Consider the following 18,322-nt stretch of genomic DNA (forward strand, 5'->3'; position numbering starts at 1 on the left):
CCCTTCACTAGGTCAAGAAATAGCATTCACCGCGGCCGCCAATTTTGCTTGGAACGATTTGGGCAACGGAATGGAGCCGTATTGGTCCAGGCCTTCTTGGCCTGGACCAATCGCGGCTTGCATAAACGCCCTTACCGCAGTACCGGTCGTCGCATCCGGGTATTTCGAGCAGACGATCTCATAGGTCGCCAGCACGATCGGGTAAGAGCCAGGCTGGGTGGGCCTGTAGAACGACGACGTGTCCAATACCAGGTCGTTGCCTTGTCCCATGATCTTGGCCCCGGCGATTGTCTTGCCGACCGACTCGGTGGTGATCGCCACTGGATCCGGACCCGCCGACGTGATGATCTGGGCCATGTTCAACTGCTTACCCACCGCAAACGACCACTCGTTGTAGGTGATCGACCCGTCGGTCGTCTGCAGTAGGGCCGACGTGCCGTTGTTCCCGCTGGCGCCGACGCCGACGCCCCCGTTGAACGTTTCGCTGGCGCCTTTGCCCCACGCCCCGTTGGATGCGCCGTCGAGGTATTTCTGGAAGTTGTCCGACGTACCGGACTTGTCGCTGCGGAAGATAACGCTAATCGGTGTTGGCGGCAGGTCGGTGCCGGAGTTGAGGGCTTGGATCTGTGGATCATTCCACACGGTGATGGTGCCGTTGAAAATCTTGGCGGTAGTGGGTCCGTCAAGATTCAGCGTGCTCACGCCCTTGATATTGTAGGTGATCGCGATCGGGCCGAACACCGTCGGCAGGTCCCATGCCGGGGAACCGCACCGCTCCGCCGACCGGTCAGGTTGACCGGTCGACGGATTCAACGGGACATCCGAGCCGGCGAAATCGGTTTCGTTGTTGAGAAACTGGGTCACCCCGGCACCGGACCCGTTGGCGTTGTAGTCCAACGTGTAGCCCGGGCACGATCGCACGTAGGCATAGACGAACTGCTCCATGGCATTTTCTTGTGCGGTCGAGCCGCTGGAGTGGAGCTCCTTCTTGCCGCCGCAGTGCACCGACCCAGACGTGCCGCCTGCGCCTGACGACGAGCTGTTGGTGCCACCGCCGCATGCTGTCAACACCAGTGTGCCGGCGGCCAACAGGCTTACCGCTGCGCCGGATCGGGCGAACTTCACGCAACTCCTCTCGAGGGGGTCGTGGTGGCGGATCCACTCGCCACCGGTGGTCGCCGAGCCACCGACCCGGGGTCGGTATTCGAGCCGTCACCGTTGTGCATCGAAAGAGGTCTGATCATTGAAATCCTAGCGTTCAGGAGGGGCCGCTGATACTGAGGGTCGACGGCGCGCTTTGTCCAAGGAGCATCCCAAGGAGCATGTAGTACCCTGCGCCGATGGCGTGTGAACGGCTCGGCGGCCAGAGCGGTGCTGCTGATGTCGACGCCGCTGCGCCGGCGATGGCGGCGGTGAACCTCACCCTGGGTTTCGCTGGCAAAACCGTGCTCGACCAGGTGAGTATGGGCTTTCCCGCTCGTGCGGTGACGTCGTTGATGGGACCGACCGGTTCAGGTAAGACGACTTTTTTGCGCACCCTAAACCGGATGAATGACAAGGTCTCCGGTTACCGCTACAGCGGTGATGTGCTGTTGGGCGGACGCAGCATCTTCAACTACCGCGACGTGCTGGAGTTTCGCCGCCGGGTTGGCATGCTGTTCCAGCGCCCGAATCCGTTCCCGATGTCAATCATGGACAACGTGCTCGCCGGCGTGCGTGCCCACAAACTGGTGCCGCGCAAGGAATTCCGTGGCGTCGCGCAGGCTCGGCTTACCGAGGTCGGCCTCTGGGACGCGGTCAAGGATCGGCTCAGCGATTCACCGTTTCGACTCTCTGGTGGTCAGCAGCAGTTGTTGTGCCTAGCCCGTACGCTTGCGGTGAATCCGGAGGTGTTGCTGCTCGACGAGCCCACCTCCGCGCTGGACCCGACTACCACCGAGAAGATCGAAGAGTTCATCCGATCGCTCGCTGATCGCCTCACGGTGATCATCGTGACCCATAACCTTGCCCAGGCCGCCCGCATCAGCGACCGGGCGGCCCTGTTCTTCGACGGCAGGCTGGTGGAGGAAGGGCCCACCGAACAGCTGTTCTCCTCGCCGAAGCATGCGGAAACCGCCCGATACGTCGCCGGACTGTCGGGGGACGTCAAGGACGCCAAGCGCGGAAATTGAAGAGCACAGAAAGGTATGGCGTGAAAATTCGTTTGCATACGCTGTTGGCCGTGTTGACCGCTGCGCCGCTGCTGCTAGCAGCGGCGGGCTGTGGCTCGAAACCACCGAGCGGTTCGCCTGAAACGGGCGCCGGCGCCGGTACTGTCGCGACTACCCCCGCGTCGTCGCCGGTGACGTTGGCGGAGACCGGTAGCACGCTGCTCTACCCGCTGTTCAACCTGTGGGGTCCGGCCTTTCACGAGAGGTATCCGAACGTCACGATCACCGCTCAGGGCACCGGTTCTGGTGCCGGGATCGCGCAGGCCGCCGCCGGGACGGTCAACATTGGGGCCTCCGACGCCTATCTGTCGGAAGGTGATATGGCCGCGCACAAGGGGCTGATGAACATCGCGCTAGCCATCTCCGCTCAGCAGGTCAACTACAACCTGCCCGGAGTGAGCGAGCACCTCAAGCTGAACGGAAAAGTCCTGGCGGCCATGTACCAGGGCACCATCAAAACCTGGGACGACCCGCAGATCGCTGCGCTCAACCCCGGCGTGAACCTGCCCGGCACCGCGGTAGTTCCGCTGCACCGCTCCGACGGGTCCGGTGACACCTTCTTGTTCACCCAGTACCTGTCCAAGCAAGATCCCGAGGGCTGGGGCAAGTCGCCCGGCTTCGGCACCACCGTCGACTTCCCGGCGGTGCCGGGTGCGCTGGGTGAGAACGGCAACGGCGGCATGGTGACCGGTTGCGCCGAGACACCGGGCTGCGTGGCCTATATCGGCATCAGCTTCCTCGACCAGGCCAGTCAACGGGGACTCGGCGAGGCCCAACTAGGCAATAGCTCTGGCAATTTCTTGTTGCCCGACGCGCAAAGCATTCAGGCCGCGGCGGCTGGCTTCGCATCGAAAACCCCGGCGAACCAGGCGATTTCGATGATCGACGGGCCCGCCCCGGACGGCTACCCGATCATCAACTACGAGTACGCCATCGTCAACAACCGGCAAAAGGACGCCGCCACCGCGCAGACCTTGCAGGCATTTCTGCACTGGGCGATCACCGACGGCAACAAGGCCTCGTTCCTCGACCAGGTTCATTTCCAGCCGCTGCCGCCCGCGGTGGTGAAGTTGTCTGACGCGTTGATCGCGACGATTTCCAGCTAGCCTCGTTGACCACCACGCGACAGCAACCTCCGTCGGGCCATCGGGCTGCTTTGCGGAGCATGCTGGCCCGTGCCGGTGAAGTCGGCCGCGCTGGCCCGGCCATCCGGTGGTTGGGTGGGATAGGTGCGGTGATCCCGCTGCTTGCGCTGGTCTTGGTGCTGGTGGTGCTGGTCATCGAGGCGATGGGTGCGATCAGGCTCAACGGGTTGCATTTCTTCACCGCCACCGAATGGAATCCAGGCAACACCTACGGCGAAACCGTTGTCACCGACGGCGTCGCCCATCCGGTCGGCGCCTACTACGGGGCGTTGCCGCTGATCGTCGGGACGCTGGCGACCTCGGCAATCGCCCTGATCATCGCGGTGCCGGTCTCTGTAGGAGCGGCGCTGGTGATCGTGGAACGGCTGCCGAAACGGTTGGCCGAGGCTGTGGGAATAGTCCTGGAATTGCTCGCCGGAATCCCCAGCGTGGTCGTCGGTTTGTGGGGGGCAATGACGTTCGGGCCGTTCATCGCTCATCACATCGCTCCGGTGATCGCTCACAACGCTCCCGATGTGCCGGTGCTGAACTACTTGCGCGGCGACCCGGGCAACGGGGAGGGCATGTTGGTGTCCGGTCTGGTGTTGGCGGTGATGGTCGTTCCCATTATCGCCACCACCACTCATGACCTGTTCCGGCAGGTGCCGGTGTTGCCCCGGGAGGGCGCGATCGCGCTGGGGATGTCGAATTGGGAGTGTGTCCGCAGGGTCACCCTGCCGTGGGTGTCCAGCGGCATCGTCGGTGCGGTGGTGCTAGGGCTTGGCCGTGCGCTGGGGGAGACGATGGCGGTAGCCATGGTGTCCGGCGCGGTGCTGGGGGCCATGCCCGCCAACATCTACGCGACCATGACCACCATCGCCGCCACCATCGTGTCGCAGCTGGATTCGGCGATGACCGATTCCACCAACTTCGCGGTGAAGACGCTCGCCGAGGTGGGTTTGGTGCTGATGGTGATCACGTTGCTGACTAATGTGGCCGCGCGCGGGATGGTTCGTCGGGTGTCACGCACCGCGCTTCCGGTGGGACGCGGCATCTGACATGGGCGAATCGGCTGAGTCCGGGTCCCGGCAGCTACCGGCGATGTCCCCGCCGCGGCGATCGGTAGCCTATCGGCGCAAGATCGTCGATGCCCTGTGGTGGGCGGCGTGCGTGTGTTGTCTGGCGGTGGTGATCACCCCGACGTTGTGGATGTTGATCGGAGTCGTCAGCCGCGCTGTACCGGTTTTCCACTGGAGTGTGCTGGTGCAGGACTCCCAGGGCAATGGCGGCGGCTTGCGCAACGCCATCATCGGTACCGCAGTGTTGGCCATCGGGGTGATCCTGGTGGGTGGCACGGTGAGTGTGTTGACCGGGATTTATCTGTCCGAATTCGCCACCGGCAAAACACGGTCCATTCTGCGCGGCGCCTACGAGGTGTTGTCCGGTATTCCGTCGATCGTGCTCGGCTACGTCGGCTATTTGGCCCTGGTGGTGTACTTCGATTGGGGGTTTTCGCTGGCGGCCGGGGTGTTGGTGCTGTCGGTGATGAGCATTCCCTACATCGCCAAGGCCACCGAGTCCGCGCTGGCCCAGGTGCCGACGTCGTATCGGGAAGCGGCTGAGGCACTCGGGTTACCAGCCGGCTGGGCGCTGCGCAAGATCGTGCTGAAGACGGCGATGCCCGGAATCGTCACCGGGATGTTGGTCGCGCTGGCCCTGGCGATCGGCGAGACGGCGCCGCTGCTGTACACGGCGGGGTGGTCGAATTCGCCGCCGACCGGACAACTCACCGACTCGCCGGTCGGCTACCTGACCTACCCAATTTGGACGTTCTACAACCAGCCATCCAAGTCGGCTCAGGATCTGTCCTATGACGCGGCTCTCTTGCTGATCGTGTTCCTGCTGCTATTGATCTTCATTGGCCGGTTGATCAACTGGCTGTCACGGAGGCGTTGGGACGTTTGAGTTGGCCTTCGAGCGCGCCTTCACGCTGGCCTCCAGCTTGGCGAGCAGGTCGGAGACGTCTTCGGGCTCGTCCAGCAACCTCGGTTGGTCCTCGGCGGTAAATGCCTGCCCACCTTCGAGTTTGGTGTCGATCAGCTCCTGTAACTGCTCCTGGTAGGTGTCGTGGTAGCGGTCCGGATTGAAGTCGTCGGCCATCGAGTCCACCACCTGGCCGGCCATCTTGAGTTCCGCGGGTTTGATCTCCACCTTCTGGTCCAGCACCGGGAAGTCGGGGTCGCGGATCTCATCGGGCCACAGCAACGTGTGCACCATCATCACCTCTCGCTTGCCGAAATCCTTGACGCGCAACGCCGCCAGCCTGGTCTTGTTGCGCAGCGTGAAATGCACGATCGCCATCCGGTCGGTCTCGGCGAGTGTCTTAGCCAGCAGCACATACGATTTCGACGACTTCGAATCAGGCTCCAAAAAGTAGCTGCGGTCGAACATCATCGGGTCCACGTCGGCGGCGGGGACGAACTCCAACACCTCGATCTCCCGGCTGCGTTCTTCAGGCAAGCTGGCGATGTCGTCGTCGGTGATCGCCACCATTTGGCCGTCGCCGGACTCGTAGGCCCGGGCAAGATCGCGGTAGTCGACCACCTCGCCACACGCCTCGCAGACGCGCTTGTACCGGATGCGTCCGTTGTCCTTGGCGTGCACCTGGTGGAACCTGATGTCGTGGTCTGCGGTAGCGCTGTACACCTTGACCGGCACGTTCACCAGCCCGAAGGCGATCGAACCCGTCCAAATGGCTCGCATGTAAGTGAGTATGCCTTGATTGTCCGCGAGCGGAACGTCACGGCGAAATTCCACGCGATATTTGACCGTGACGTTACGCTCGCGACTTGTGTGACCGACAGGCTACGTTGAAAGCATGGGTTCGGCGTCGGAGCAACGGGTGACGCTGACCAACGCCGACAAGGTGCTCTATCCCGCCACCGGGACCACAAAGTCCGATATCTTCGACTACTACGCCGGTGTTGCCGAAGTCATGCTCGGCCACATCGCGGGACGGCCGGCGACGCGCAAGCGCTGGCCTAACGGCGTCGACCAACCCGCGTTCTTCGAAAAGCAGTTGGCGTTGTCGGCGCCGCCTTGGCTGTCACGTGCAACGGTGGCGCACCGGTCCGGGACGACGACCTATCCGATCATCGATAGCGCAACCGGGCTGGCCTGGATCGCCCAACAGGCGGCGCTGGAGGTGCACGTGCCGCAGTGGCGGTTTGTCGCCGAGCCCGGATCAGGTGAGTTAAATCCGGGCCCGGCAACGCGTTTGGTGTTCGACCTGGACCCGGGCGAAGGCGTGATGATGGCCCAGCTGGCCGAGGTGGCGCGCGCGGTTCGTGATCTTCTCGCCGATATCGGGTTGGTCACCTTCCCGGTCACCAGCGGCAGCAAGGGATTGCATCTGTACACACCGCTGGATGAGCCGGTGAGCAGCAGGGGAGCCACGGTGTTGGCCAAGCGCGTCGCGCAGCGATTGGAGCAGGCGATGCCCGCGTTGGTCACCTCGACCATGACCAAAAGCCTGCGGGCCGGGAAGGTGTTTGTGGACTGGAGCCAGAACAGCGGCTCGAAGACCACCATCGCGCCGTACTCACTACGTGGCCGGACGCATCCGACCGTCGCGGCGCCACGCACCTGGGCGGAGCTCGACGACCCCGCACTGCGTCAGCTCTCCTACGACGAGGTGCTGACCCGGATTGCCCGCGACGGCGATCTGCTCGAGCGGCTGGATGCCGACGCTCCGGTAGCGGACCGGTTGACCCGATACCGCCGCATGCGCGACGCATCGAAAACTCCCGAGCCGATTCCCACGGCGAAACCCGTTACCGGAGACGGCAATACGTTCGTCATCCAGGAGCATCACGCGCGTCGGCCGCACTACGATTTCCGGCTGGAATGCGACGGCGTGCTGGTCTCGTGGGCGGTACCGAAAAACCTGCCCGACAACACATCGGTTAACCATCTAGCGATACACACCGAGGACCACCCGCTGGAATACGCCACGTTCGAGGGCGCGATTCCCAGCGGGGAGTACGGCGCCGGCAAGGTGATCATCTGGGACTCCGGCACTTACGACACCGAGAAGTTCCACGATGACCCGCACACGGGGGAGGTCATCGTGAATCTGCACGGCGGCCGGATCTCTGGGCGTTATGCGCTGATTCGGACCAACGGCGATCGGTGGCTGGCGCACCGCCTAAAGAATCAGAAAGACCAGAAGGTGTTCGAGTTCGACAATCTGGCCCCAATGCTTGCCACGCACGGCACGGTGGCCGGTCTAAAGGCCAGCCAGTGGGCGTTCGAAGGCAAGTGGGACGGCTACCGGTTGCTGGTTGAGGCTGACCACGGCGCCGTGCGGCTGCGGTCCCGCAGCGGGCGCGATGTCACCGCCGAGTATCCGCAATTGCGGGCATTGGCGGAGGATCTCGCCGATCACCACGTGGTGCTGGACGGCGAGGCCGTCGTACTTGACTCCTCTGGTGTGCCCAGCTTCAGCCAGATGCAGAATCGGGGCCGCGACACCCGTGTCGAGTTCTGGGCGTTCGACCTGCTCTACCTCGACGGCCGCGCGCTGCTAGGCACCCGCTACCAAGACCGGCGTAAGCTGCTCGAAACCCTAGCTAACGCAACCAGTCTCACCGTTCCCGAGCTGCTGCCCGGTGACGGCGCCCAAGCGTTTGCGTGCTCGCGCAAGCACGGCTGGGAGGGCGTGATCGCCAAGAGGCGTGACTCGCGCTATCAGCCGGGCCGGCGCTGCGCGTCGTGGGTCAAGGACAAGCACTGGAACACCCAGGAAGTCGTCATTGGTGGCTGGCGCGCCGGGGAAGGCGGGCGCAGCAGTGGCGTCGGGTCGCTGCTCATGGGCATCCCCGGTCCAGGTGGGCTGCAGTTCGCCGGGCGGGTCGGTACCGGCCTCAGCGAACGCGAACTGGCCAACCTCAAGGAGATGCTGGCGCCGCTGCATACCGACGAGTCCCCCTTCGACGTACCACTGCCCGCGCGTGACGCCAAGGGCATCACATATGTCAAGCCGGCGCTGGTTGCAGAGGTGCGCTACAGCGAGTGGACTCCGGAGGGCCGGCTGCGTCAATCAAGCTGGCGTGGGCTGCGGCCGGACAAGAAACCCAGTGAGGTGGTGCGCGAATGAAGTGGGTGACGTATCGAAGTGACCACGGCGAACGAACGGGAGTGCTTTCCGGTGACGCCATCTACGCGATGCCGCCGGACGTGTCGTTGCTGGATCTGGTCGGGCGCGGCGCCGACGGTCTGCGCACGGCGGGCGAACGGGCAGTGCGCTCACCGGCCGCGGTGGTAGCGCTCGACGAGGTTACGCTGGCGGCGCCGATTCCGCGCCCGCCGTCGATCCGGGACTCGTTGTGCTTTCTGGACCACATGCGTAACTGCCAGGAAGCGATGGGGGGCGGCCGGGTGCTCATGGATACTTGGTACCGCATCCCGGCGTTCTACTTCGCGTGCCCGTCAACGGTTTTGGGACCGTACGACGACGCACCCACCGCACCCGGAAGTGCGTGGCAGGACTTCGAATTGGAGATCGCGGCGGTTATCGGAACCAGCGGCAAAGACTTGACCGTCGAGCAGGCCGAACGGTCGATCATCGGCTATACCATTTTCAACGACTGGTCCGCACGGGACCTGCAGATGCTGGAGGGCCAGCTGCGCATCGGACAGGCCAAGGGCAAAGACAGCGGTATCACCCTGGGCCCCTATCTGGTCACACCGGATGAGCTGGAGCCCTATTGCCGGGGCGGGAAGCTAAGCTTGCGGGTGATCGCCTTGGTCAACGGCACCGTGATCGGATCGGGGTCGACCGCACAGATGGACTGGAGCTTCGGCGAAGTCATCGCCTATGCCTCGCGGGGGGTGACGCTGACCCCGGGTGACGTGTTCGGCTCGGGCACGGTGCCCACCTGCACGCTCGTCGAGCACCTCAGGCCACCGGAATCATTCCCGGGCTGGCTGCACGACGGCGACGTGGTCACCCTCCAGGTCGAAGGGCTGGGCGAGACGAGGCAGACCGTCCGGACGAGCGGCACTCCTTTTCCGTTGGCTCTTCGGCCGAATCCGGACGCCGAACCCGACCGGCGCGGGGTCAACCCGGCACCGACGCGGGTGCCGTTTACCCGCGGGCTGCACGAAGTCGCCGACCGGGTATGGGCGTGGACGCTGCCCGACGGGGGATACGGCTTCAGCAACGCCGGGCTGGTCGCCGGGGACGGCGCGTCGCTGCTCGTGGATACCCTGTTCGACCTGGCACTGACACGCGAGATGTTGGCCGCGATGAAGCCGGTCACCGAGCGGGCGCCCATCACCGACGCCCTGATCACGCACTCCAACGGCGACCACACGCACGGCACTCAACTGTTGGACCGCTCAGTGCGCATCATCGCCGCCAAGGGCACCTCCGAGGAGATCGAGCATGGCCCGGCACCGGAGATGCTAGCCCGGATCCAAACCGCCGACCTGGGCCCCGTTGCGACGCGGTATCTGCGTGATCGCTTCGGTCACTTTGACTTCAGCGGCATCAAGCTGCGCAACGCCGACCTGACGTTCGACCGCGACCTGGCCATCGAGCTCGGCGGCCGGCGAGTCGACCTGCTCAACCTCGGTCCCGCGCACACCACCGCCGACTCGGTCGTGCACGTGGCCGACGCCGGTGTGCTGTTCGCCGGGGATCTGCTGTTCATCGGTTGCACCCCGATTGTGTGGGCGGGCCCGATCGCCAACTGGGTGGCGGCCTGCGACGCGATGATCGCGCTGGACGCGCCCACGGTGGTGCCTGGGCATGGTCCGGTCACCGGCCCGGACGGGATCCGTGCCGTCCGTGGCTATCTGGCGCACATCGCCGAACAGGCCGAGGCGGCCTACCGCAAGGGGCTATCGTTGCCCGAGGCCGTCGAGACCATCGACCTGGGCGAGTACGCGAGCTGGCTGGACTCCGAACGGGTAGTGGTCAACGTCTACCAGCGTTACCGCGAATTGGATCCCGACACCCCGCGCCAGGACTTGCTGGCGTTGCTGGTGATGCAGGCCGAATGGGCGGCGCGCCACTGTACGTAGCCACTCGGGCGCGTTTGTCACGGGAATCTGCGGACCGGCGGGCGCATGGTTTGCCTGTCCACGAGCGACAAAGCCAGCGCGCCAAGGATTCCCGATGGCAGCCATCACTTTGTCGCGCTGAGGCGGGCACGAAGAACATCCCGTCCAGACAGCGGCCAATGTGGCGGGTGTGAAAGGCGCCGCCGAGCATGGCACCGGGTCCAACGGCTCTCACGAAGCTGATCGGGGATCGATCCGTTGTGATGCTTAAACTTTCGCGATGACGTTCTCGGCGAACATCTCCAGATTGCGGATCTTGGTCTGCAGCGGCTCGGTGTCGGGGCCCATGGTGTACGGGACACGGAAACCGACGATGACGTCCGTCACCCCTTTGTCCTCGAGCCGCTTGACGCCGTCCACGGTGAAACCGTCCAGGGAGATCACGTGGATTTCGAACGGGCTGGTTTTCCCCGCTTCCTCGCGAAGCCGCTTGACCCTGGCGATCAGCCGGTCGAGTTCGTCCGGATCGCCGCCGCCATGCATCCATCCATCGGCGCGCGCCGCCCGTCGCAGTGCTGCATCGGCGTGGCCACCGACCAGGATCGGGATCGGCTGGGTGGGCGCCGGGGTCATCTTGGTCTTGGGTATGTCGTAGAACTCGCCGTGGAACTCGAAGTAATCGCCGGTGGTAAGGCCACGCACGATCTCGATGCATTCGTCAATCCGCTTGCCGCGCTTAGCGAACGGGACGCCCATCAGCTCGTAATCCTCCGGCCACGGGCTAGTGCCGACACCCAGCCCGACCCGGTTGCCGATCAGGGCGGCTAGGGAACCGGCCTGCTTTGCCACCAGAGCCGGCGGGCGGATGGGCAGCTTGAGGACGAAGAAGTTGAACCGCAGCCTCGTCGTGACTGCGCCCAATGCTGCTGTCAGGACAAAGGTTTCGATGAAAGGCTTGCCGTCCATGAATTCGCGGTTGCCGTCGGGTGTGTACGGGTACTTCGAGTCGGATTCGAAGGGGTAGGCGATGCTGTCGGGAATCGTCATGCTGCTGTATCCCGCCGCTTCGGCTGCCTTGGCCAGCGGGATGTAGAACGTGAAGTCGGTCATTGCCTCCGCGTAGCTGAACCGCACGTGATTGCCTTCCTCGAAGTGGCCGTCCCCAACGAGATTAGAACGTGTTCTAATTTGACGTGCAAGCGGGGCGCAACGGCTTGGTCAGAGTTGGTTCTCCGGCCCAATAATTGCCCAGACCGTCTTGCCCGACGAAGTGGGACTGCTGCCCCAGGCGCGGGACAACGCGGCAACGATCGCCAGGCCGGAAACGTCGATGCCCTTCGGTGGGGACGCCAGCCGAACCGCCGGAGCGCTGCTGCCGTCGGAAACCGCGATGGTTGCCGTTGGGCCATCGCTTTCGATCCGCATCACCGGGTCGCTTCCGGTGTGTTTCAGCACGTTCTCCACGAATACGTTGACGACGACCAACGCGACTGGAATAAGCCCGGGACGTGACCATTGGGTGAGCCATTCGCGGACCAACTGGCGTGACTCGCGAAGGCTGTTCAGGTTGGCGGGCAGTTGTGCGTCCGAACGCTTGAAATTGCGGCGCGCGAGCCGACCGATGGCCTTGCTCGCCGCTTTTTCGGTCGGGTACACCGGCATGAAGCGGGCGACCCCGGTGCGGGTGACCGCCGCGCGGCCGGCCCGATGGCCGCAGACCAGCAAGACCGGTACATCCGCTCGGAAGTCGGCCTGCCAGCGGGCGCTGATAAAGACCGACCATGCCGATTCCTCGGCGACTTGCAGCTCGGTGACATTGACGATAACGGCGGACGGCTGCTCGAGCGTCGCCCTCGTGAGGCTGTCCCGGAGCAGTGCAGAACTGCTGGAGTCAAGCGCACCGTCGGCGGTCAAGATGACCACCGAATCCTGTGTACGTACCGCAATGGCCAGCGCTGTCGGTGACTTGGCTGCCGTGCTCACCGCGACCACTTCCTTGCGTCCCTTGCCCCGGCGTCAGGTGCACATCGCAACTTGGGTCGGAGTGCCACCATAGCCATGGTTCCGAAACGGCGGGACGCCATGAACCGGCATTCCGGTCCCATCCTGTCGTCCGGTTTCATAGCCAGCTCCTCGAACTCCTGTCCCGCCAATAGCTTGAGGATGCCGTCCGCCTTGGCGGCAGAAACCCTATCTTTTGATGATCGCGCCGTCCGGCGCAGCACCCATCACCCAGGGGGTGGTTACCCACAAAAACACGCGATCAACCTCCAGTCCGGGCTATGCCCAGCCTATGCAAACGCCAGCAGGTAGGGCCCGGGAATCCGGCCAACAAAGATCAACGAACGCCGCGCCGGCGCCGGGATGCGTTCAAGTGGTGGCCGAGGCTGGGCCGCTTCGGGCATAGGGCGGTGGGCCCACTCCGGCGACCGAGTGGGTACCCCACGGTGTTTGTTCAGTGATGCGTGCGGGTGCGCTACGTCCGCCGATGGTTAACGTCGCCGCCCGGGCATGGGTGAGTGAAGTCTCGGGCAAGGAATCGAATACGGTGCCCTGCCAGTGGTAGTTGCCGTCGATCGGATCGAGGTGACCGGTAAGCCGGACGCGGACCCGAAAGCGGGCACCAGCGAGCGTTAGCGTCGCCGCACCGTCGTAGGTCTGATCGTCCTCGGTCGCCGCGGATGACAAGTCGAACGCTTCGAGGCCCCCAGTCTGCCGATGGGGCTGAGCGGGTTTGAGTTGGGCGCGCTCGTTGAATACCTGCTGGCTGCTGCGGCGCACCTCGATGCGGCGGCTGGCCGTGCGCTCCATGAGCTTCATGCATTCGACGACGCAGCGTGCCTGCGCGGCGGTATCGGGCCCGGTGATGAAGAAGTAGTTGGGGAAACCGTGAACGGCGACGCCGAGGTAGGGCTCCATGCCATCGTCCCAGGCTTGGCGGATGGTCACACCGCCGGCACCGACCAGGGTCTGATCGCCGACCTGATCGGCGATCGCGAACCCGGTGCCGTAGATGATGGCGTCGACGGGGTGTTCCACGCCATCGCTGGTGCGGATGCCCGAGGAGGTCAGCGCGTCGATCGCCGCCGTCGCCCAGGCGACCGCTGGATGCTCAGCCCCGGTGCGGCGACGTAGCCAGCGTTTGGCGCGTGTCGTCCACAGTGGTACTCCGGTGACGACGCGGCGCGGTGCCTGGGTGAAGACCGTGACCGACGCCGCCGATTCAGACAACCGGCTGATGTAGTGGGCGGCGGCGGCATCGGTGCCGACCACCGCGATGCGTTTGCCGGCCGGGTCGAAATCGCGGTCCCATGCCGCCGAAGTGGGCCTGATGGGCCCGATCGCCCGTCGCGCCTGGAAACGCACCAACTTTCTGTGACCGCGACGCTCGGCCTCGCTGACGCCGGCCACCGCATTGTCATCGTCGGCAGGGGTGCTGGTGGCCGGGACGCCGCAGCCGCGCGCGCTCGGGCCCGATGCGCTGGACGTCAGCACCGACGACCTGGCCGGGCTGTTGGCCGGCAACACCGGCCGGATCAAGACCGTCATCACCGACCAGAAGGTAATTGCCGGCATCGGCAACGCCTATAGTGACGAAATCCTGCACGTCGCGAAGATCTCGCCGTTCGCCACGGCCGGCAAGTTATCCGGCGCACAGCTCACCTGCCTGCATGAGGCGATGGCGTCGGTGCTGTCGGACGCGGTGCGCCGGTCCGTCGGCCAGGGCGCGGCCATGCTCAAAGGGGAGAAACGTTCTGGGCTTCGAGTACATGCGCGCACCGGGTTACCCTGCCCAGTGTGCGGTGACACCGTGCGGGAGGTGTCCTTCGCGGACAAGTCTTTTCAGTACTGTCCAACGTGTCAGACCGGTGGCAAGGCGCTGGCCGACCGGCGTATGTCGCGGCTGCTCAAGTAGTCGATATGCTCACCGGAGTGACTCGCCAGAAGATCCTGATCACCGGCGCCAGTTCCGGCCTGGGCGCCGGGATGGCCCGATCCTTCGCCGCCCAGGGCCGCGACCTGGCGCTCTGCGCCCGCCGCACGGATCGGCTGACCGAACTGAAAGCCGAACTGTCGCAACGGTATCCCGACATCAAGATCGCTGTCGCGGAGCTGGACGTCAACGACCACGAGCGGGTGCCCAAGGTATTCGCCGAACTCAGCGATGAGATTGGCGGCATTGACCGTGTGATCGTCAACGCCGGAATCGGCAAGGGTGCCCGGCTGGGCTCGGGCAAGCTGTGGGCGAACAAGGCAACCATCGAAACCAACCTGGTCGCCGCACTCGTGCAGATCGAAACGGCACTGGACATGTTCAACCAGCGCGGTTCGGGGCATTTGGTGCTCATCTCCTCAGTGCTCGGCGTCAAAGGGGTGCCGGGCGTCAAAGCCGCGTATGCGGCAAGCAAAGCCGGTGTGCGCTCGCTAGGCGAATCGCTGCGCGCCGAGTACGCCCAACGCCCCATCAGGGTCACGGTGCTGGAGCCGGGTTATATCGAGTCGGAGATGACGGCCAAATCGGCGAGCACAATGTTGATGGTGGACAACGCAACTGGCGTCAAGGCGCTGGTGGCCGCCATCGAGCGCGAGCCCGGACGCGCCGCGGTCCCCTGGTGGCCATGGGCGCCACTGGTGCGGCTGATGTGGGTGCTGCCGCCGCGGCTGACCAGACGCTTCGCCTAGCGGGCGCTCGGCCACCTAGCCCGCGCGGCCACGTTCGGTGCGGTAGCGGCGCACCAGCCCGTCGGTCGAGCTGTCCGACTGCGGTGGCGGTGAACCGGCGCCGGTGATTACCGGAAGCAGCGCCTTGGCCTGCGTCTTGCCCAGCTCCACCCCCCACTGGTCGAACGAGTCGATACCCCACACCACACCCTCGGTGAACACCTGATGCTCGTAGAGCGCGATCAACTGCCCCAGCACCGACGGCGTGAGCCGACTGGCCAGAATTGAGGTGGACGGCCGGTTGCCGGGCATCACCTTATGCGCTACCACGTGGGCGGGGGTGCCGTCGGCGGCGATCTCCTCGGCGGTCTTGCCGAACGCCAGCACCTGGGTTTGGGCGAAGAAGTTGCTCATCAGCAGATCATGCATGCTGCCGGTGCCCTCGGCGGTCGGCAGGTCGTCGAGGGGTTGAGCAAAGCCGATGAAATCGGCTGGCACCAGCCGGGTGCCCTGGTGCAGCAACTGGTAGAAGGCGTGCTGGCCGTTGGTTCCCGGTTCACCCCAAAAGATTTCACCGGTGTCGGCGCTGACCGGGCTGCCGTCGGCGCGCGTGGACTTGCCGTTGGATTCCATGGTCAACTGCTGAAGGTAGGCCGGAAAACGCGACAAGTCATTGGAATACGGCAGCACGGTGCGTGATTGCGCACCGAAGAAATTGGAGTACCACAGTCCGATCAGGCCAAGCAGCACCGGCGCGTTGGATTCCAGCGGAGCGGTCGCGAAATGGCGGTCGATGATGTGGAATCCGGCCAAGAAATCGGCGAAGGCGTCGCGGCCGATCACCGTCATCAACGACAGCCCGATCGCCGAATCCACCGAATAACGCCCGCCGACCCAATCCCAAAAACCGAACATGTTGTCGGTGTTGATGCCGAAGTCGTCGACCAGGCGCTTGTTGGTGGACACCGCGACAAAATGCCGCGACACCGCGGCGTCGCCCAGCGCATCGGTCAGCCAGCGACGCGCCGCGGTCGCATTGGTCAATGTCTCCAGCGTCGAGAACGTCTTCGACGCGACGATGAAAAGCGTTGTGGCGGGGTCTAGATCGGCGAGCGTGGCGATCAGGTCGGCGGGATCGACGTTGGACACGAAGCGCGCGGAAATGCCCGCGTCGGCATAGTGGCGCAACGCTTGGTACACCATCACCGGACCCAAATCCGAACCACCGATGCCGATGTTGACGACGGTGCTGATCCGCTTTCCAGTTGCTCCGGTCCACTCGCCGCTGCGCAGGCGGTCGGTGAAGGCGCCCATCGCGTCGAGCACGGCATGTACGTCGGTGACGACGTCTTGGCCGTCGACGACGAGTTCGGCGTCTCGGGGCAGCCGCAGCGCGGTGTGCAACACCGCTCGATCCTCAGAGGTGTTGATATGCACACCGGCGAACATCTGGTCGCGACGCTCTTCGAGGTGGGCCGTCCGGGCCAGATCGATCAGCAGCGCCAGCGTCTCGCGGGTGACGCGGTGTTTGCTGTAGTCGATGTAGAGATCGCCGACGCTGACGGTGAGCTCCCGGCCGCGACCCGGATCGTCGGCGAAGAACTGGCGAAGATGGGTGTTTCCGATCTGATCGTGATGTCTGCGCAGGGCGTCCCATGCCGGGGTAGCGGTGATGTCGGGGATTGGCGCGGAGGTCATGGTTCGACCCTAATGCCGTGGAGTGGCGTCGATCAGAGCCGCTGTCTTCGCCGAGCCTTTAGTTATCGTGCTCGGCGGCACTCGCCGTTTGTCGCGGTATCTACAGGCTCGGCGATGCGGGCCTGCGCTCTCGCGGCCTCGGCCCCCGCCGAGGCCGCTGACCGTCGCCCAGCACCCGCTGCAGATCAGGCAGCATGGCCTGCAATGGCGCACGCCAGTACGCCCAGGTGTGGGTTTCGCCATCCGGGAAGTTGAACCGCCGTTGCGCCGCTTGGTACTTGCTTTGCAAAGCCTGTCGCCTATTGCCGCTCAACTCCGCCGAGGGCGTGCCGTTGCCCGAATACGCCCAGATACGGGGTGCTGTTGGCCACCAGCTTCGCGGCATTGACCGTTGGCTCGCTGTGGGCCCACGCCGGATCGGTCGGCGGGCCCCCGGATCAATGACGCGGATCCGGCAACCACGCCATTTCCACTCGGGATGATCCCCTCACTCGCCGCCAGCCAGTCGGCCAGCTCTTGGGCCATATCCCGCCGTTGCCGACCGCCGGCCGGTGCCAGTTGGAATAGAACTCGCCATGCCACCGGTGGGCATGGCGAGCGACAGACCGGTCTGGTCAACCGAATACCGGCAGGTGTATATCCCGGCCGTTGTAGTCGTCTCGGGCGAGTATGCCGTCGGACAAGTACCACGCATGAGGGCCGCCACCTTGAAACTCCACCTTGATTAGGCGATGCATCGACCGCGACGGGACCATCAGTCGATGGGTAGACCCCGCCGCGACTACGTTGACGAGGTTGTCGAGCTGGCGCCTTGCCCGAGCAGCGCGATCAAAGCTGCCGCCCATATGACCATCAACCGGCGCAATTGTGAAACTCCAGCTGCCTTTGCTGCATCCATTTCGGCGGAAATTCAGCGCAGCGATGCAGAAATTCCCGGCAAACAGCGGCGGAAGTGACCCATTAGTGACCGAGGCGGCCCCTGCCCAATCGCAAAAGCAGGATGGCCAGATCCTTACCGTCGGGTCCCAGCTCGCTGTAGCGTTCGATGACCTTCATCTCCCGGCTGTGTACCAGCCGAGTGCCACCGGACGCCATCCGGGCCTTGCCGATGGCCTTGGAAACCTCAGCGCGTCGCTTGACTAACGCGAGGATTTCGGCGTCTAGCCGGTCGATCTCTTCGCGCAGCGTGTCGATCTCGGGGACAGGTTGGGACTCGAGCATTTCCAGGTTCATGGCTGCTAACTCCGCGTTCTCGTGATGTGGGGGTTCTGGTCTCATCCGGTACTGGGCCTCACACAAGAGACGAGCCCCGAATCCGGAAGCGGACCACGGGGCTCTGCGAAAGCAGCTAGACCACGGGCACCGCTGGCCGGTACCCGTAGAAAAATCGGCGCTGCGCGTTGAGCACGAACCGAGTGTGCCATCAACGGACGCGCCCGCGCAAAAACTTGGCGGGAAAAGTGCACCCAAAATTGGGTGGTGGCGCCGAAGGACCTGCCGCGTGGCGATGAGCCTGGCCAGGCTATGCCGCGGTCCGCCGACTCGTCGCCGCGCGGCGGT

Annotated in this window: 16 protein-coding genes, 1 pseudogene and 1 other annotated feature; of the genes and pseudogenes, 9 read left to right on the forward strand and 8 right to left on the reverse strand. The window is 64.5% G+C overall.

Annotation, left to right across the window (positions count from 1 at the left end; genetic code table 11):
• Positions 1–12: 12 nt before the first annotated feature.
• Complete coding sequence (pstS2, locus tag Rv0932c; RefSeq protein ID YP_177769.1) at positions 13–1,125, reverse strand: phosphate ABC transporter substrate-binding lipoprotein PstS; 1,113 nt, start codon at positions 1,123–1,125, stop codon at positions 13–15.
• A 215-nt stretch (positions 1,126–1,340) separates the two neighbouring features.
• Here pstS2 and pstB point away from each other — a divergent pair, with 215 nt between their 5' ends.
• The 4 genes from pstB to pstA2 are packed head-to-tail and all read left to right on the forward strand — an operon-like array spanning position 1,341 to position 5,299.
• The gene (gene pstB / locus Rv0933; protein ID NP_215448.1) at positions 1,341–2,171 is read left to right on the forward strand and encodes a phosphate ABC transporter ATP-binding protein PstB; all 831 of its coding nucleotides are present in this window, start codon (positions 1,341–1,343) and stop codon (positions 2,169–2,171) included.
• A 20-nt stretch (positions 2,172–2,191) separates the two neighbouring features.
• The gene (pstS1, locus tag Rv0934) at positions 2,192–3,316 is read left to right on the forward strand and encodes a phosphate ABC transporter substrate-binding lipoprotein PstS (RefSeq protein ID YP_177770.1); all 1,125 of its coding nucleotides are present in this window, start codon (positions 2,192–2,194) and stop codon (positions 3,314–3,316) included.
• A 59-nt stretch (positions 3,317–3,375) separates the two neighbouring features.
• On the forward strand, positions 3,376–4,392 hold the full coding sequence (gene pstC1, locus Rv0935; RefSeq protein YP_177771.1) for a phosphate ABC transporter permease PstC: 1,017 nt from the start codon (positions 3,376–3,378) through the stop codon (positions 4,390–4,392).
• A gap of 1 nt (position 4,393) precedes the next feature.
• Positions 4,394–5,299 (forward strand): phosphate ABC transporter permease PstA, encoded by a 906-nt coding sequence (pstA2, locus tag Rv0936; protein ID NP_215451.1) that lies wholly within the window; start codon positions 4,394–4,396, stop codon positions 5,297–5,299.
• Here the strand turns inward: pstA2 and mku are convergent.
• The gene (mku, locus tag Rv0937c) at positions 5,276–6,097 is read right to left on the reverse strand and encodes a non-homologous end joining protein Ku (protein NP_215452.1); all 822 of its coding nucleotides are present in this window, start codon (positions 6,095–6,097) and stop codon (positions 5,276–5,278) included. The genes pstA2 and mku overlap by 24 nt on opposite strands.
• Before the next feature lie 115 nt (positions 6,098–6,212).
• On the opposite strand from mku, the gene ligD reads away from it, so the two are divergent.
• The gene (ligD, locus tag Rv0938) at positions 6,213–8,492 is read left to right on the forward strand and encodes a multifunctional non-homologous end joining DNA repair protein/ATP dependent DNA ligase LigD (protein NP_215453.1); all 2,280 of its coding nucleotides are present in this window, start codon (positions 6,213–6,215) and stop codon (positions 8,490–8,492) included.
• A complete protein-coding gene (locus tag Rv0939; RefSeq protein NP_215454.1) occupies positions 8,489–10,423 on the forward strand; it encodes a bifunctional 2-hydroxyhepta-2,4-diene-1,7-dioate isomerase/cyclase/dehydrase in 1,935 nt (644 codons plus the stop codon). Before ligD ends, Rv0939 begins: the two co-directional genes overlap by 4 nt.
• Positions 10,424–10,669: 246 nt before the next feature.
• Here Rv0939 and Rv0940c read toward each other — a convergent pair whose 3' ends face one another.
• On the reverse strand, positions 10,670–11,536 hold the full coding sequence (locus Rv0940c; RefSeq protein NP_215455.1) for an oxidoreductase: 867 nt from the start codon (positions 11,534–11,536) through the stop codon (positions 10,670–10,672).
• Between the two features lie 84 nt (positions 11,537–11,620).
• On the reverse strand, positions 11,621–12,394 hold the full coding sequence (locus Rv0941c; RefSeq protein ID NP_215456.1) for a hypothetical protein: 774 nt from the start codon (positions 12,392–12,394) through the stop codon (positions 11,621–11,623).
• A gap of 42 nt (positions 12,395–12,436) precedes the next feature.
• Here Rv0941c and Rv0942 point away from each other — a divergent pair, with 42 nt between their 5' ends.
• Positions 12,437–12,715 carry a hypothetical protein gene (locus Rv0942; RefSeq protein ID NP_215457.1) on the forward strand — a complete coding sequence of 93 codons (279 nt, stop codon included), beginning with the start codon at positions 12,437–12,439 and terminating at the stop codon, positions 12,713–12,715.
• A gap of 57 nt (positions 12,716–12,772) precedes the next feature.
• Here Rv0942 and Rv0943c read toward each other — a convergent pair whose 3' ends face one another.
• Positions 12,773–13,813 (reverse strand): monooxygenase, encoded by a 1,041-nt coding sequence (locus Rv0943c; RefSeq protein ID NP_215458.1) that lies wholly within the window; start codon positions 13,811–13,813, stop codon positions 12,773–12,775.
• A gap of 28 nt (positions 13,814–13,841) precedes the next feature.
• Here Rv0943c and Rv0944 point away from each other — a divergent pair, with 28 nt between their 5' ends.
• Together Rv0944 and Rv0945 are read left to right on the forward strand one after the other, a co-directional pair.
• On the forward strand, positions 13,842–14,318 hold the full coding sequence (locus Rv0944) for a formamidopyrimidine-DNA glycosylase (RefSeq protein ID NP_215459.1): 477 nt from the start codon (positions 13,842–13,844) through the stop codon (positions 14,316–14,318).
• A gap of 5 nt (positions 14,319–14,323) precedes the next feature.
• A complete protein-coding gene (locus tag Rv0945; protein ID NP_215460.1) occupies positions 14,324–15,085 on the forward strand; it encodes an oxidoreductase in 762 nt (253 codons plus the stop codon).
• Between the two features lie 15 nt (positions 15,086–15,100).
• On the opposite strand, the gene pgi is transcribed toward Rv0945, so the two are convergent.
• From pgi to Rv0948c, 3 genes and pseudogenes are all read right to left on the reverse strand, one after another.
• Complete coding sequence (gene pgi / locus Rv0946c) at positions 15,101–16,762, reverse strand: glucose-6-phosphate isomerase (RefSeq protein ID NP_215461.1); 1,662 nt, start codon at positions 16,760–16,762, stop codon at positions 15,101–15,103.
• Positions 16,763–17,376: 614 nt separating this feature from the next.
• Positions 17,377–17,607: a sequence feature (mycolyl transferase pseudogene), on the reverse strand.
• A pseudogene (locus Rv0947c) lies at positions 17,377–17,607 on the reverse strand. It overlaps the preceding feature by 231 nt.
• 115 nt (positions 17,608–17,722) lie before the next feature.
• Complete coding sequence (locus Rv0948c; RefSeq protein NP_215463.1) at positions 17,723–18,040, reverse strand: chorismate mutase; 318 nt, start codon at positions 18,038–18,040, stop codon at positions 17,723–17,725.
• Positions 18,041–18,322: the final 282 nt, after the last annotated feature.

This window comes from Mycobacterium tuberculosis H37Rv (assembly GCF_000195955.2).
Classification (GTDB): domain Bacteria; phylum Actinomycetota; class Actinomycetes; order Mycobacteriales; family Mycobacteriaceae; genus Mycobacterium; species Mycobacterium tuberculosis.

What these genes read in the sequence shown, in the direction of transcription:
- pgi (NP_215461.1), bottom strand. Translation starts at nt 16,762, where the DNA reads ATGACCTCCGCGCCAATCCCCGACATCACCGCTACCCCGGCATGGGAC.
- ligD (NP_215453.1), top strand. Translation starts at nt 6,213, where the DNA reads ATGGGTTCGGCGTCGGAGCAACGGGTGACGCTGACCAACGCCGACAAG.
- Rv0939 (NP_215454.1), top strand. Translation starts at nt 8,489, where the DNA reads ATGAAGTGGGTGACGTATCGAAGTGACCACGGCGAACGAACGGGAGTG.
- pstC1 (YP_177771.1), top strand. Translation starts at nt 3,376, where the DNA reads ATGCTGGCCCGTGCCGGTGAAGTCGGCCGCGCTGGCCCGGCCATCCGG.
- mku (NP_215452.1), bottom strand. Translation starts at nt 6,097, where the DNA reads ATGCGAGCCATTTGGACGGGTTCGATCGCCTTCGGGCTGGTGAACGTG.
- Rv0948c (NP_215463.1), bottom strand. Translation starts at nt 18,040, where the DNA reads ATGAGACCAGAACCCCCACATCACGAGAACGCGGAGTTAGCAGCCATG.
- pstA2 (NP_215451.1), top strand. Translation starts at nt 4,394, where the DNA reads ATGGGCGAATCGGCTGAGTCCGGGTCCCGGCAGCTACCGGCGATGTCC.
- pstB (NP_215448.1), top strand. Translation starts at nt 1,341, where the DNA reads ATGGCGTGTGAACGGCTCGGCGGCCAGAGCGGTGCTGCTGATGTCGAC.
- Rv0945 (NP_215460.1), top strand. Translation starts at nt 14,324, where the DNA reads ATGCTCACCGGAGTGACTCGCCAGAAGATCCTGATCACCGGCGCCAGT.